Origin of the sequence: Haloechinothrix aidingensis, from assembly GCF_013450155.1 — a bacterium.
Classification (GTDB): Bacteria; Actinomycetota; Actinomycetes; order Mycobacteriales; family Pseudonocardiaceae; genus Haloechinothrix; species Haloechinothrix aidingensis.
This window is the reverse complement of sequence record NZ_JACCKD010000001.1, coordinates 207032-220780: the sequence shown is the minus strand read 5'-3', so window position 1 is coordinate 220780 and position 13749 is coordinate 207032. Positions and strand designations below refer to the sequence as shown.

At 70.2% G+C, this 13749-nt stretch carries 13 protein-coding genes and 1 tRNA gene; 5 read left to right on the top strand and 9 right to left on the bottom strand.

The annotated features are described in order from the left end of the window. Positions 1-15: 15 nt before the first annotated feature. The 6 genes from H0B56_RS01045 to H0B56_RS01020 form a co-directional block, all read right to left on the bottom strand. On the bottom strand, positions 16-540 hold the full coding sequence (locus tag H0B56_RS01045) for a hypothetical protein (RefSeq protein WP_180891027.1): 525 nt from the start codon (positions 538-540) through the stop codon (positions 16-18). A gap of 8 nt (positions 541-548) precedes the next feature. Beyond that, positions 549-842, bottom strand: a complete 294-nt coding sequence (locus H0B56_RS01040) for a hypothetical protein (protein WP_180891026.1) — start codon at positions 840-842, stop codon at positions 549-551. Positions 843-894: 52 nt separating this feature from the next. After that, complete coding sequence (locus H0B56_RS01035) at positions 895-1746, bottom strand: S49 family peptidase (protein ID WP_180891025.1); 852 nt, start codon at positions 1744-1746, stop codon at positions 895-897. Positions 1747-1866: 120 nt separating this feature from the next. Beyond that, the gene (locus H0B56_RS01030; protein ID WP_180891630.1) at positions 1867-3198 is read right to left on the bottom strand and encodes a histidine kinase; all 1332 of its coding nucleotides are present in this window, start codon (positions 3196-3198) and stop codon (positions 1867-1869) included. Positions 3199-3303: 105 nt separating this feature from the next. Beyond that, positions 3304-3849, bottom strand: a complete 546-nt coding sequence (locus tag H0B56_RS01025; protein ID WP_180891024.1) for a DUF983 domain-containing protein — start codon at positions 3847-3849, stop codon at positions 3304-3306. A 133-nt stretch (positions 3850-3982) separates the two neighbouring features. Next, positions 3983-5716, bottom strand: coding sequence for a sigma-70 family RNA polymerase sigma factor (locus H0B56_RS01020; RefSeq protein WP_180891023.1), 1734 nt, complete (start codon positions 5714-5716; stop codon positions 3983-3985). Between the two features lie 208 nt (positions 5717-5924). Here H0B56_RS01020 and H0B56_RS01015 point away from each other — a divergent pair. The 3 genes from H0B56_RS01015 to H0B56_RS01005 all read left to right on the top strand — a co-directional run bounded on the left by H0B56_RS01015 (position 5925) and on the right by H0B56_RS01005 (position 6937). Beyond that, positions 5925-5997 (top strand) — tRNA-Gly (locus H0B56_RS01015). A gap of 114 nt (positions 5998-6111) precedes the next feature. Then, on the top strand, positions 6112-6483 hold the full coding sequence (locus H0B56_RS01010) for a hypothetical protein (RefSeq protein WP_180891022.1): 372 nt from the start codon (positions 6112-6114) through the stop codon (positions 6481-6483). Continuing rightward, complete coding sequence (locus tag H0B56_RS01005; protein WP_180891021.1) at positions 6473-6937, top strand: hypothetical protein; 465 nt, start codon at positions 6473-6475, stop codon at positions 6935-6937. The genes H0B56_RS01010 and H0B56_RS01005 overlap by 11 nt, the downstream gene beginning before the upstream one ends. Positions 6938-6967: 30 nt before the next feature. Here the strand turns inward: H0B56_RS01005 and msrA are convergent, their stop codons facing one another. Then, positions 6968-7609, bottom strand: a complete 642-nt coding sequence (gene msrA / locus H0B56_RS01000) for a peptide-methionine (S)-S-oxide reductase MsrA (protein ID WP_180891629.1) — start codon at positions 7607-7609, stop codon at positions 6968-6970. A 422-nt stretch (positions 7610-8031) separates the two neighbouring features. Here msrA and H0B56_RS00995 point away from each other — a divergent pair, with 422 nt between their 5' ends. Beyond that, entirely contained in the window at positions 8032-8751 is a 720-nt protein-coding gene (locus H0B56_RS00995) for a hypothetical protein (protein ID WP_180891020.1), read from the top strand. Positions 8752-8803: 52 nt separating this feature from the next. Here H0B56_RS00995 and H0B56_RS00990 read toward each other — a convergent pair whose 3' ends face one another. Next, on the bottom strand, positions 8804-10978 hold the full coding sequence (locus H0B56_RS00990) for a molybdopterin oxidoreductase family protein (RefSeq protein WP_180891019.1): 2175 nt from the start codon (positions 10976-10978) through the stop codon (positions 8804-8806). Between the two features lie 222 nt (positions 10979-11200). On the opposite strand from H0B56_RS00990, the gene H0B56_RS00985 reads away from it, so the two are divergent. Further along, on the top strand, positions 11201-11959 hold the full coding sequence (locus H0B56_RS00985) for an SDR family NAD(P)-dependent oxidoreductase (protein WP_180891018.1): 759 nt from the start codon (positions 11201-11203) through the stop codon (positions 11957-11959). 99 nt (positions 11960-12058) lie between these two features. Here H0B56_RS00985 and H0B56_RS00980 read toward each other — a convergent pair whose 3' ends face one another. After that, a complete protein-coding gene (locus tag H0B56_RS00980) occupies positions 12059-13738 on the bottom strand; it encodes a TM0106 family RecB-like putative nuclease (RefSeq protein WP_180891017.1) in 1680 nt (559 codons plus the stop codon). Between the last annotated feature and the right edge of the window lie 11 nt (positions 13739-13749).

Below are 13749 nucleotides of genomic sequence, written 5' to 3'. Positions count from 1 at the left end.
CCGCGCGACCATCCACTAGTTCTCGATCATGTCGACGAAGGCGCGCTCATGGCGCTCGGCAATGCGGTTGTAGAGCAGCCCCGCCCCGAACAGCAGCGGGAACGGCACGACGCCGAGCAACAGCCACGCCAGTGGAATCCCGACCACGGTCAACTCGGCGAAGCCCGGCGCGGCGACGAACGCCACCGGCAACGACCCGAGCAGCACCAGCACCACGAGCCCGATCGCCAGTCCCAGCCTGAGCTGCGCGCCGATCAGGTCCTTGATCAGCATCTCCCCCCAGCTGGTCTGCTGGGCCAGCTCCACGCGGGGTCGGATGCCGGTCTTCTGCTGCCTGCTGTCGGCGAGCACCACGCGCTGCCGCTTCGGTTTCGTCGGCGAGTCGGCCTGCTCGGCGGACGGGAGCTTCCCGGACTGGGCGCCGTCGGTGAGCGAGGCCGGCTTCGCCCGCCACATACGCGTCCCCGCCTCGGAGGAGCCGTGCCGGGGCTGGCGGTGCTGCCCTCCCCGTCTCGGCTGGTTCGACCGGTGCTGGTTCACGACGTGTCCTACTCACCGACGTACGGTACCCGGTTGCGCCGGGCGCTGACCGTCGAACGACGCGCCAGCTCCGGCATGTGCCCTCGACGCGCCTGCAGTACCCGCTCGCGGTCCCCGACGACGCCCCGGCAGCCACCCCGGCCCGCGCGCGGCCGCGTCGACGCGGCACCCGCCTGCGGCGCCCGGCTCGACCGGTCCGGCCGAGCCCGGTCGTACAGCTCGAGCGCGGTGAGTACCCGCGGTGCGTCCGAAGCGTCCACAACGAGAACGCCGAGCCTTCCCGTGTCCCCTCGAGCACTCACAGTGACCCGCATCTTGCCTCGTCACCTCCGCGATGTCCAGGCCGTCGATGCCTCACAACCCGAACCGCGACCAGTGCGACCGCCGCTCGAGCACGTCGAGCAACGCCGACATACCGCTGCCGACAGGAGCGCCCAACCCGAGCCTGGCCAGCAGTGGCTTCTTCGGCTCGGCGACGGTGACCTCGGCTTCGGGGTAGCGCTGGGACACGATCTCGCGCATCGTGCCGAGCCCGTCGACAAGGCCGAGCTCCGCTGCCCTCGTCCCCAGCCACACGTCGCCGTTGAACAGGTCGTCGTGCTCGGCGATCCGCGAGCCGCGCCGCCTCCGGACCCAGTCGGCGAACTCGTCGTGCAGCTGCACGATGAGCTGGTTCAGCCACTCCACGTCCTCGGAGCGCTCCGGGCTGAACGGGTCCAGCCTGCGCTTGTTCTCACCCGCGGTGTAGAGCCTGCGTTCCACGCCGAACCGGGAGAGCAGCTCCGGAAACCCGAAACCCCCGGACACCACACCGATCGACCCCACGAGCGAGGTGCGGTGCGCGAAGATCTCGTCGGCGGCGCAGGCCAGCCAGTACCCGCCGGACGCGGCGACATCCTCGGCGAATGCCAGCACCGGCACGTTCTTCTCGTCGGCCAGCTGCCGGATACGTTCGGCGATGAGGCCGGACTGGGTGGGAGCCCCTCCCGGCGAGTTGATCAACAAGGCCACCGCACGGAGCCGGTCGGGCGCGAACGCCCGCACGATCGCTGACTCGAGAGAGTTGATGTTGAGAGCTCCCCTGGACAGCGGGCTCGGCGTCGGCGTGATCACCCCGTGCAGCTTCAGCACCGAAACCACGTCCGTACGGTCACCGCGGTCACCGATCCCGGGAATCCTCGACGTCACCATCTCCGCCACGCTCATACGGGCCACCGTAGCGGAGGGTGTCCCACCCGTCAGGACCGCCGCACCGCCCCGCCGGTAAGCCTGTTCACGGGCGTGACCTCCCTCGCCGCCCTCACGCCGCGCAGGCGATGCCGCCGCTCACACACCGTCCACGGGCGACATCGACGGCTTGGTGCTGCCCCTGCCGCCCGCCGAGCCGTCACGCTGGCCAGGCAACTCCGGCGTCTCGTCCGGTTCACCGTTCTTGCCTGCCCCGTAGTCCGGCAGGTCGGGACGCACCCCTGGCGTGAACTTCGGCACCCGCAGGGTGACCTTCATCCCCGCGTTCACCGCCGTCTCCACGACCAGCGCGTACTCGTCGCCGAACAGCTGCCTCATCCGCTTGTTGAGGCTGCCGAGGCCCACGTGGTGGCCGCTCGAGCGGGCGTGCGCGTTCTGCAGCTCGGTCAACTTGGCCGGGTCCATCCCGACGCCGTCGTCCTCGACGCTGATCACGGCCTCGTTGCCGGCGTCCTCGGCGACCACGCTGACGGTGCCGCCACTCGGCTTCTGGGCGAGCCCGTGCTTGACGGCGTTCTCCACGAGGGGCTGGATGAGCAGGAACGGCACGACGACGGTGAGCACCTCGCGGGCGATCTTGATGCGCACGTCCAGCCGGTCGTCGAACCGCGCCGACTCGATGGCGAGGTACCGCTCGATATTGCGCAGCTCCTCGGCGAGCGTGGTGAACATGCTCGACTGCCGGAACGAGTACCTGGTGAAGTCGGCGAACTCGTGCAGCAGGTCATTGGCCTGCTCCGGATCCTTCTCGATCATCGACGAGATCGTGTTCAGCGCGTTGTAGATGAAGTGCGGCGAGATCTGTGCGCGCAGCGCCTTGATCTCGGCCTCGTTCAGCGCGCGTCTGGACTCCTCCAGGCTGGCCAGCTCGAACTGGGTGCGGACGAACTGCGCGACGGCGTCGGCCATCTGCATCAGCCGCTGCCCCCTGCTGCGCCCCACGACGATCAGCACCGCCTGCGTGCTGCCCTCCACGATCAGGGGGATGACCACCGCCGTGCGCATGCGGCACTCGCCCCGCGCCGAGCAGAACAGGTTCTCGTGCGCGACGATCTCCCTGCGATGCCGGACACGTGCTGCGGTGATGGCAGGCTCGAGATCGACGTAGTGGTCGTTGGCCTCGCCGTCCCAGCTCTGCAGGATGCCGTGCCGATCGGTGATCCCCACTGCCACGCACTTCAGTAGCAGCAACAGGTGCATGGTGATCCGGTCGGCCGCCGACTGGTCCAACCCTTCCCGCAGGCCGGGAGCCGCGAGGGAGAGCCGGTGCACCGCGTCGAGCACGGCGTCCTCGGTCGCCTTGCCCGGACGCCGGGAACGCATCAGTACCCAGAGCAGCACCAGGACAGCGAGCGTGGCGACGCCCCACGGGAGCACGAGCGAGGCCGGTACGCTGGTCACGACGTCAATGCTGGGCGGATTCGGCACAGATGACAAGAGCCTGGCTCACTTTGCGTGCCAGTTCGCTCCCTGTGCGTGGCTCCGCCCAGCCCGGAACGGGTCTCCCGCACGGGCTCAGTCCACCGGCCGCAGCGGGCCGGTCGGGTCGGGAGCCGACCCGCGTGCGATGTCCTTGGCCGCCCGCGCCATCTGCTGCCGGACGGCGAACATGCCGCGCACCGTACCCACCCAGCGTTCGGCCGGATACGGGTCGTTCTCCGGCTCGGCGTCCTCGACGACCGCCTCGGTCCGCTCCGCGTCACCGTCCTGCTCGCCGTCGTCCTCCCGCGTATCGCGCCGGCCGTGTGGGACCGGTTCGGGCTCGAGGCCACCGGTCTCGGCGACCACGGTCCACGGGCGCCGCAGGGCCCAACGCAGCGGGAAGAACAGCATCACGAGGGCGAGCGTCAGCAGGAACCAGCCGGGGACGTGCACGCCCTCCGGCATCCAGATCACCAGTGCCGCGACCAGCACCGCGAGAATCGCCAGCATCACGTACCCGGGCCGCGCCCCACCGGAGACGTCGTGCTCGAAGTCCTCAGCCGTGACCGGAGGACGCCACTCCATCTGGCAGCGTACCGACCACTCGCGGCCGTCGGCGCCCGTAACCACCCGGTCCATCGCGTATCCAGCTCCGTTCGCACTCGGTTGTCAGCACCTCACGCAAAGTACCGCGCCGCGGGACATCGTGGCGAGGCCCGATCCGCATCGTGACCAGGCAAGTAGTCGGAATACTCCACTCGTGTGATCACGATCAGTAGCCGAAATAGTAGTAACCGGACCCGTACTCGACATAGTAGTACTCGTAGTAGTACTCCTCCTCGTAGTAATAGACCTCGTAGGAGCTCTGTTCCTCGCAGGAGCACTCCGGCGACGTGCGGTCGGCGGCGGCGCCCGTGGCCCCCGGGTCCTGCTCGCCGGTGGGACGCACCTCGGTGGTTTCCCCGGGGTCCGCGTCCACTCCGGCGGCCTGATCCTCTCCCCTGCTCTGTTCCCCGGCCACCGAGCCGTCCGTGTCCTCCATCACGCGCACGCCGCCCGCGGTACCGTCGGCGCTCGCCGTAGCGCCCTGCTCGCCGCCCGCGGCACCCTCGGCGTTCGCCGTAGCGCCCTGCTCGTCCCGCGCGGCGCTACGGGCTTCCTCGGCCGCGCTCGGCCGCGACACGTCATCGGAACGCGCGCCGTTGCCCGCCGGATCGGCCTCGTCGCCGCGCTCGGTCAGCTCCCCGGCCGTGTCGCCTGCGTCGCGGACCTCCTCGTTCGCGCCAGGCACGTCACCGGCCGCCCCGTCCTCGCCCGGCGCGGCCGGCTCGCCCGGCTCGTGCTGGCCCCCGTGGTGCGTGCCCTCCTCGGTGTCTTCTCCTTCTCCAGCGTCGACTCCCCAGGAACCGTCCGGTTCGTTGAGCTCCTCCGGCCTCGGGGGGACGACCCCGTGCGGGCCGTCCCGCTCGCTGGTTCTCTCGGCGGTCAGCTCGGGAACTCCTTGCTGGCCAGGCAATCCGATGATCTCCGGAGGGGCGTCGGACAGCTGCGCGGCCGCGGTGAACCCGAACACCCCTGCGGCTGCGGTCGATGTCACGGCGATCGCCACTTTGACCTGCACCCCGCCCACGGCGTTCTGCACAGCGCCGCACACCCGCACCACCTGTCGCCCGAACCAGGAGGCGGCAGCGGCCGCGGCCGTATCGCCTGCGGCGGCCGCTGCCGGGGCACTGGACGCCGTCGTCACGGCGGCAAGCGCGGCGGCGTGCTCGCGCAGCGAGAAGGATACGTCGCGCAGCTCGTCGTGCCGGGTCGCACAGAAGGCGCACTCGGCGAGGTGCATCCGGACCCGGCGAGCTTCCGCGCCGGTCACGCTGCCCGCGGTGTACCCCCCGAGCTTGTCGAGCACATCCCCGCAACCCGCGGACAGCTGACCCCGCTCGTTCTCACTCAGGTGCGCCTGGAGGTAGGCGGCCCGTAAGCCCTGGCGCGCCCGCCGTGCCAGGGCGGCCGTCGCGTTGGCATTCAACCCGAAGTTCGGTGCGATCACCGCGGGCTGCTCACCCTCGACCTCGGTCTGCCACAACACCGCGCGCCAGCGCGCGGGCAGGCTCGAGAAAGCGCGGGTGATCAAGGAGCGTTCGGCGGATCGTGCGATGCCGTGCTCGTAACTCCCGGCGCGGCTGCTGAGCTCCTCGTCGGTGACCGGGACGTCCCGTGACGCCGCCTGGTGTTCCATCGCCACACGGCGCGCCACCGTGAGGAGGTAGCCGCGTACCGAGTCCGTCGGTCCGGAGCCCCGCCGGACAGCCTGCAGGACGCGGAAGAACGTCTCCGATGTGATGTCCTCGGCCTCGCTGGCGTGCCTGGTCAGCCCGCGCGCCAGCCGCCGCACGGCAGCGGCGTGCAGCTCGAACAGCTCGGAGAACGCGGCGTCATCGTCCCGCCGCAACCGGCGCAGCAGCTCGGCATCGTCGGACCGAGAAGCCGAGGACGTGGATGTCATCCCGTCGAGCACCTCCCCGCGGTACCGGTGGCTTACACTCCCGAATGAGTTGGCCGCGCGAACACAATACGGAGTGATCATGGTTACGTCACCAGGCCATCGCTCAACTCGTTGTCGCTACCCCCATTAGGGTGGGTTACTGATCACTGAGCGTGCCGTATAGACTGGTAATCGCACGCGATGCGGACGCACCGTGAGCGCCGCACAGGCGGACGTAGCGCAGCTGGTAGCGCATCACCTTGCCAAGGTGAGGGTCGCGGGTTCGAATCCCGTCGTCCGCTCCGTTACCACCCTCGCGGGCCGGATCCGGCCCGCGAGGGTGTTCGTGTCAGCGCCGTCCGGCGCGACCCACCCGCAGGGTGGTGGATGGCCTTCCATGGAAGGCGGGTTGTCATATGGAGATCATCGGGTACTGCGTACTCCTCGCCGGGCTTGTGGCCGTCGTACTCGCCACGCTCACCCTCCGCTCGCTCCGCGCACGGCTGGCCGAGCTGGCCGCCGATGCCGACGAGGTGGCTGACCGCGTGCACGCGCTGCCCCCGGACCTTGTGGACTACCTGGGGGAGGGTGACCGGCTCGTACTCACCGCCGAGCTGCTCAACCCGGTGGAGCTGGCCGCCGAGAAGACGTGGGTCGCCAAGCCCATGTCGGCGATCACCCCGAACCTGTTGCGTGAGCTGGTCTACAAGCAGGCCGTCACGCAGGTGGACAAGCAGCTCTCGCAGCTGAACATCGAGGCGGACGTGCAGGTGCACCGTGGTCGGTGACCTCGCGAGCGGTACCGCGTTGCTCGGTGGTCTCGTCCTGCTTCTCGCGTCGCTGCCGCTGCTCCGCGAGTCGCTGCGGCTGCGCAGGCAGGCCGTCGCCACGCAGCGGACGCTGCGGCGCACCCGCGCGGCCGTCGCCGAGATCGAACGTGTCCAGCATGCCCGCGACGAGGTGATCGGCTCGCCGGACAGCGCGGACAGCGACGTGGTCAGGCGCTCCTACGACATCATCTCCGGGGTTCCGTTCGCCCTGCTGGAAGCCACTCCCATGCCGAAAGGGACCGTCCGGCTGCTGCGCGACGCGCACGGCGCCGTAGCCAACAGCGTCTACAGCACGTTGTGGGGCGCCGGGCGGACCATCATCCCGTCCGGCTTGCCCGACCTGTCCCCGCAGCCCGGCACCGGCGGCACGGACGAGCCCTCGTCGACCGAGGAGCCCGACAGGGCCGAGTGAGCCCGGCACGCCGCGCGTGCCCCGGCTTGCTCACGGCACGCGGCAGGTCACCCCGGTGCCGGCGATGCCGCAATAGCCGCCAGGAACCTTGTGCAGGTACTGCTGGTGGTAGTCCTCGGCATAGTAGAACGCGTCCAGCGCGGCCAGCTCCGTCGTGATGTCCCCGTAGCCGGCCGCGCGCAACGCGGCGGCGTACTGCTCGTAGGAGGCCTCCGCCTCGGCCCGCTGCGTCTCGCCGGTCCAGTAGATCGCCGAGCGGTACTGCGTACCCACGTCGTTGCCCTGGCGCATGCCTTGCGTCGGGTCGTGGTTCTCCCAGAACGCCTTCAGCAGCTCGCCGTACGCGGCACGGTCCGGGTCGTAGACCACGAGTACGACCTCCGCGTGCCCGGTCAGACCGGTGCACACCTGCTCGTAGGTCGGGTTGACGGTGTACCCGCCCGCGTACCCCACCGCGGTCGAGTACACACCGGGCAGCTGCCAGAACACCCGCTCCGCGCCCCAGAAACAACCGAGCCCGAACACCGCCCGGCGCGTACCGTCCGGGAACGGCGGCACGATCCGCGCGTCCGGATAGACGGCGTGGGTTGGCTGGACCTGTATCGGCTCGGCGCGTCCTGGCAATGCCTCCGAAGCATCCACGAACTGCGTCTTGTCACCGGAGAACGACATGCGTTCACTCTGCCAGAACAGCGGCCGGCGTCCCATCCGAGCGCTCCGCTGCACGGGCATGTTACGGAGCCACACCGGATAGTTATACCTACGTTACGCGTTCATCGCAGGTCGAGACCGGGGAGCACCGGGCGGGTCCGGGCGCGCCGGATACCGAACCGACAACTACATCGTCAGTGCTCAATCGGGATATTCTCGCGACAACGTGAATGATTCTCACCCGGACGGCTGCCGGTTACGCCGCGGCAGCGCACCTGCGCGCACATTGCACAATGGATGAGGCTTTCCATAACCCTGTGCGCGGAGAAGAACTACCAGCGACCTCCCGCGAGCCCACGGCCGACAACGCGGTCGCGCCGGCGGAAGCCAATACCACGCGGAACTGCGCGGCCGAGGATGTATCCCGAAAGGGGGTGCCAGGCGTGACCTGGCGGGAGGAGCAGAACAAGCTCGACGATCCCGCGGCGGGCGAGGACGCCACGCCGCATGCCCCCGAATCCGGCGACATCGTCCCGGACGGCGCCGGTGGCGGAACGTTCCTCAGGCGGTTCCTCGGCGGCGTGTTCGCCGTCGTACTCCTCGCGGGGGGCGCGCTTGGCGCGTACATCCTCTGGGAAACGGCCACGAGCCGCGACGAGCCCATGCCGTCTTCCGGCGGGGCAGCGCAGGAGGAGCAGAACAAGCTCGTCATGCCGGACCTGCCGGGTTCGGCGGAGAACGACAGCGGCATCGACTCGGTCGACGACCTCCCCGAGCTCAACTACCTCATCTCCCGGGAGATCGAGGTCTACCGGGAATACGGCGAGGGCGACGCGGACTTCCGCGTGCAACGCCTCCCCAGCGGCAGCCGCGCGATCGTGCTGCTCGTGACGGCCTCCAGCCCTTCCGACGCCGACACGGCCGCCGAGGAGTTGCGGGACATTCACCTCAGCAACGACGCCGACGAGGTGCCGGAGGCACCGCCGGGTGTGCACGTCACGGAGTTCCTCAACAACGGCCACGAGCAGATCCGCGGGCACTACGGCAGCGAGGACGTGATCGTGCGGCTCGAGATCCACAACACGAGCGAACCCACGGTGGCTACGGCGGACTTCGAGAACGCGATCATGTCGCAGCTCGACGCGATGCCCACGGACACCTAGCCCGCCGTCCGCCGGCCGCGTCCCTCCGGTCACGCAGGGGTGACGCGCTGCGCTACCCGGCTACCGCCTCCCGCGCGTGTACCGCGACCGGAACACCGGTGACCGCGCCCGTCCCGGTCAGCTCGTCGACGAGGTACTCGTCGGTGACGTCGTTGATGCTCGCCCCGGGGTTCGCGCCTGCCACCGACAGCCGGGCTCCGGGGCGATGGTGGCCCCAGCCGTGCGGAAGGCTCACCACTCCGGGCATCATCGCGTCGCTGACCTCCACCCCGACGTCGATACGTCCGGCGCGGGAGGACAGCGTGGCGAACTCGCCATCGGCCAGTCCCCGTTCGGCGGCATCATCCGGATGCATCAGCAGCGTGCAGCGCGCTCTGCCCTTCACCAGCCGCGGGCTGTTGTGCATCCAGGAGTTGTTGCTGCGCAGCTGCCGCCTGCCGATCAGGACGAGCCCGTCCGGAGGCGCGCTTGCCAGCCGCTCCCGCAGCCTGGCCACATCGGCGAGGTACTCCGCAGGCGCGAGTGCGATCGTCGACGACCTGCCGGGCAACCGGTCCGGTAGCCGGGACTCCAGCGGTCCGAGGTCGATGCCCTGCCTGCGCTCCCGCAGCTTGCGAAGGGACACGCCGTGGCGCCCCCTGCGCAGGCCGTGTGGGCCGAGCCGCAGCCCGATCGCGACGATGCGCTCCGGACCGAGCGCGCGCAGCGCCCGCCAACCGAGCCCGGCGGCCCGCCGGAGCAGCGCGTTGCCGGGGCGGAACAGCTGCGCGGCCAGGCCGATGCAGATCTCCCAGTCGTGCCGCTGGTCGGCGGCACGCCGGAACACCGCCTGCGAGTACCGGGCCGTGTTGCGTACCGCGTAGTTGGCCAGTGCCAGCGGGTAGTGCGAACGCTCCAGCTGGCTGGTCGGCGGCAGGATCACGTCCGCGTGCCTTGTGGTCTCGTTGAGGTACGGGTCGACGGAAACCATGAAGTCGAGCCGGTCGAGGGCGCGTTCGAGGCGCGCGCCGTTCGGCGTGGACAGCACCGGGTTGCCCGCCGATGTGACCAGCGCCCGGATCCGGCCGTCCCCCGGGGTATCGATCTCCTCGGCCAGCACCGACACCGGCAGCTCTCCACCGAACTCGGGAAGCCCACGGACCCTGCTCCCGTACCGCGCGAAGCTGCCAGCGTGACCCGCCCATCTCGCCACCGGTACCGCGTCGACGGCCGGCGTGCTGAACATCGCCCCACCAGGGGTGTCGAGATTGCCCGCGAGCGCGTTGACGGCCACGAGCAGCCAGCCGTTGAGCCCGCCGAACTCCTGCGTGCAGGTGCCCACCCTGCCGTACAGTACGGCGCGCTGTGTCTCGGCAAGGTCGCGCGCCAGCTGCCGCGCTACTGCCGGGTCGACCCCGGTCACGTCGCTCGTGCGTTCCGGCGGGAAGTCCGCTGCCGCCTCCCGTAGCCTGTCCAGGCCGGTCAGGTACGCGCCCAGATGCCCCGTGCGCACCAGCTGCTCCGTGAACAGCACGTGCACCAGCGACATCAACAGCAGCGCGTCGGTTCCCGGCCGGATGAAGTGGTGCTCGCCGGTGAGCTCGGCGGTCTCCGTGCGGCGCGGGTCCAGCACGACCGCCCGCCCACCGCGCCGGGCCAGTGCCTTGAGCCGCGTACGCATGTCGGGTGCGGTCATGATGCTGCCGTTGGACACGACCGGGTTACCGCCGAGGCACACGAACAGCTCGGTCCGATCGATATCCGGTACCGGCATCAGCAACTGGTGCCCGAACATCAGGTAGGCGGCCAGCATGTGCGGGAGCTGGTCGACCGAGGTCGCCGAGTAGACGTTGCGGGTGCCGAGGCCGCGGAAGAGTGCCTGCCCGTAGGTGAGCAGGCCGAGATTGTGCGCGGTGGGGTTGCCCTGGTACACGCCGAGGGAGTCGCGGCCGTGCCGTTCCCGGATCTCCCGTAGCCTGCGACCGACCAGGTCGAATGCCTCCTCCCAGCCCACCTCGGTCCACCGGTCGCCGTCGCGCACCATCGGGTGGCGCAGCCGGTCCGGGTCGTGATGCAGGTCCGCGAGCGCGGTGGCCTTCGGGCAGATGTATCCGCGTGAGGCGGGATCGTCGGGGTCCCCGCGCACCTCGAGGACGCGGTCGCCCTCGACCGAGACCGTGATCCCGCATCCCGCCTCACACAGCGTGCAGGTGTGCCGGTGAACGCTCTGCTGCGACTGCACGGACATCGCCACCTCGATCGCAGGTTATTGGCATACTGCTAACAACCTAACGCACCCTCCCGGTACGGCGGAATGCCGAATGACGCTTTCAGTCCACCGAACGGAGGAAAGCGTCATTCAGCACCACCTGATGCGGGAAGCGTAAGCGTTCGTTAACCTCTCGACCATCGGGTCGCCGTGTCGGGCGTCGACAACGAAGGAACGTCACACGAAGGGAAGGCCAGCAGCATGGAACTCAGCCAGACAGCGGCGATCGTCACCGGCGGCGCATCGGGTCTCGGTGGTGCGACGGCCACGGCACTCGCTGGCAACGGAGCGCGCGTGTTCGCGCTCGACCTCGCCGAACCCATCGCCGCCGCCGAGCGGATCGACGGCATCACCTACGTGGAAACCGACATCACCGATCCGGACCAGGTGCGGGCCGCCGTCGACACGGCAGCGGGCGCGGGCGTACCGCTGCGCACCGTGGTCAACTGCGCGGGCATCGGCCCCTCGGCGCGCATTCTCTCCAAGAAGGGCACGCACGATCTCGACCTCTTCCGCAAGGTCGTCGAGGTGAACCTGATCGGGACCTTCAACGTCACCACGCTCGCAGCCGAGGCCATCGCCAAGACCGAGCCGCTGGCGGACGATCAGCGCGGCGTCGTGATCAACACCGCGTCCATCGCCGCCTACGACGGCCAGATCGGCCAGGTCGCCTACGCGGCCTCCAAGGGCGGCGTGGTCGGGTTGAACCTGCCCGCGGCCCGGGACCTGGCTTCGGTGGGTATCAGGGTGCTCACCATCGCGCCCGGCATCATCGACACGCCGATGCTGGCCACGGTGGGCGAGGACGTCCGGGCCGGACTCGCCGCCGGCGTGCCGTTCCCGAAGCGTCTCGGCCGTCCCGACGAGTACGCCCAGCTGGTCCTCGACCTCGTCGGCCACGACTACCTCAACGGCGAGGTGATCCGCCTGGACGGCTCGCTGCGGATGGCGCCGCGCTGATCGGCACTGCCCACACCCGACACGGCCTGCCGACGGGCCCGACACGGGGTTCCCGCGTGCCCGACACGGGGTGCCGGCAATCCCGACACGGTGGCGGGACTACAGGTCGCGCATGTGCGGGATCTCGGTCATGGCGGAGCCGGACATCCACTCGCGCAGCGCGGCGGTGGCGCGCACATCATCCTCGTTGTAGCGCATCAACCGGTCGCGCTGCGCGACGTCCGGCGTCTCGCCCGTCATCCCGACCGCTTCCCGGTACCACTGCATCGACGCCTCCCCGCTGGCGTCCGGATCGCGCCACGAGAAACCCGCCAGCGGGGCGACCACCTTCAGCCCCTTGCCGCGCACGCACAGGAAGCTGTCCGAAACCGTGCGGAACAGGTCCACCCACTGCTCGGACTCCACGAACGACTTGACCTCGGCGATCTCCGGCACCCCCGGCAGGCCCGCGAAGCGTTCCGCCGAGGACAGCAGCCACCGGTTCTCGGCGCGCGCGTTGTAGCAGTAGGCGCGGAAGCTCAGGCCCCGCCGGGCCGCTCGGGCGCGCACGTCCGAGAACCACGCCCAGAACTCGGCGAACGAGCGAGCCTCGTCCCCGGTCGGTAGCGGGTCCCAGGTGGAGAAGGCGTAGTACCCGTGGCGGAGGCCGATGTCCGCGCCACCCAGTAGCGCTCCCCACAGGTACGCGCCGCGGTCGGAGTAGCTCTCCATATCGACGTCGACCTCGACATCGGCGCGCTGGACGCGCAGCGCGTCCACCTTGCGGACCACGCTGTGACCACCGAGCCATGCCTGTGCGAGTGCGACGAGGTGCGCGGGGTCGTTACCGTTCAGCGGGGCAGGCTGCGCTCCGCCCGGGTCGAGCGCCGCGAGCTCGTCCACCGTCGTGATCCCCGCCCTGCGCAGTTCGACCGCGTCGTCCCCGCGCACCACGAGGCTCACGTCCCGCGCGGCGAGCAGCTCCCGCTCGCACAGCGACCACCAGGGACAGCTACGGCATTCCAGGATCCGCGAGGGTTGCGCGAGGGGTTCCTCCTCGTGCGCGGCCGCGCTCGCCACGGCGAACCGGTCGGTGAAGCGCCTGCCGTACTCCTCGCGCGCGCTGAGGCCGCCGGGGAACGTGGCGGCGTCGAGGTCGTGCCAGACCGTGACATCCGCCTCCATCCCGATCACCCCACCCCGTGAACGGTCCGGCTCGGCGTGGCCCGCCACCCGCAGCAACTCCCACAGGTGCGCCAACCGCAGCTGGTCACGCGGCTGTGAGCGCAGCTTGCGTTCCGGGTCGGGCCGGGCATTGTCCGGGTCGAGGTCACCGAACGGCGTGGTGTACACGGGGTTCGGCGCCGTCCCGGGATCACTGATCTTGTGCCGCACCACGATCACCGGTACGTACCCCGCATCGGTACGGACCAGCAGCTCGGCGCCTCCTCGCCGTCCCCCTTCGGTGTCCGGTGGCAGCACGGCCCCGCACACGTACGCCGCGCCTGCCTCCAGCGCGGCCACCGTGGCCGCCACGCGCTCCGCCGCGGGGACGCCCTCCGGCACGGTCACCCAGTGCGCACCGCGGTGCACGCCCCGCAGCCGCTCCGCGACGTCCCTCCTGTGCTCGGCGGCGTCGACGATGCGCTGCCGGGTACCCGCGTCCGTCGGCAGGCGCTCGTCCTTCGGCGCGTGCGGGTCGTGCTCGAGGTGTACCCGCCTGCGGCATCGCGTGACCGCGACGGCATCGAGCAGCACGGGCACCCGCCCCGCCGCCCCTCGCGCACTATCCGAACACATATACCCAGCTT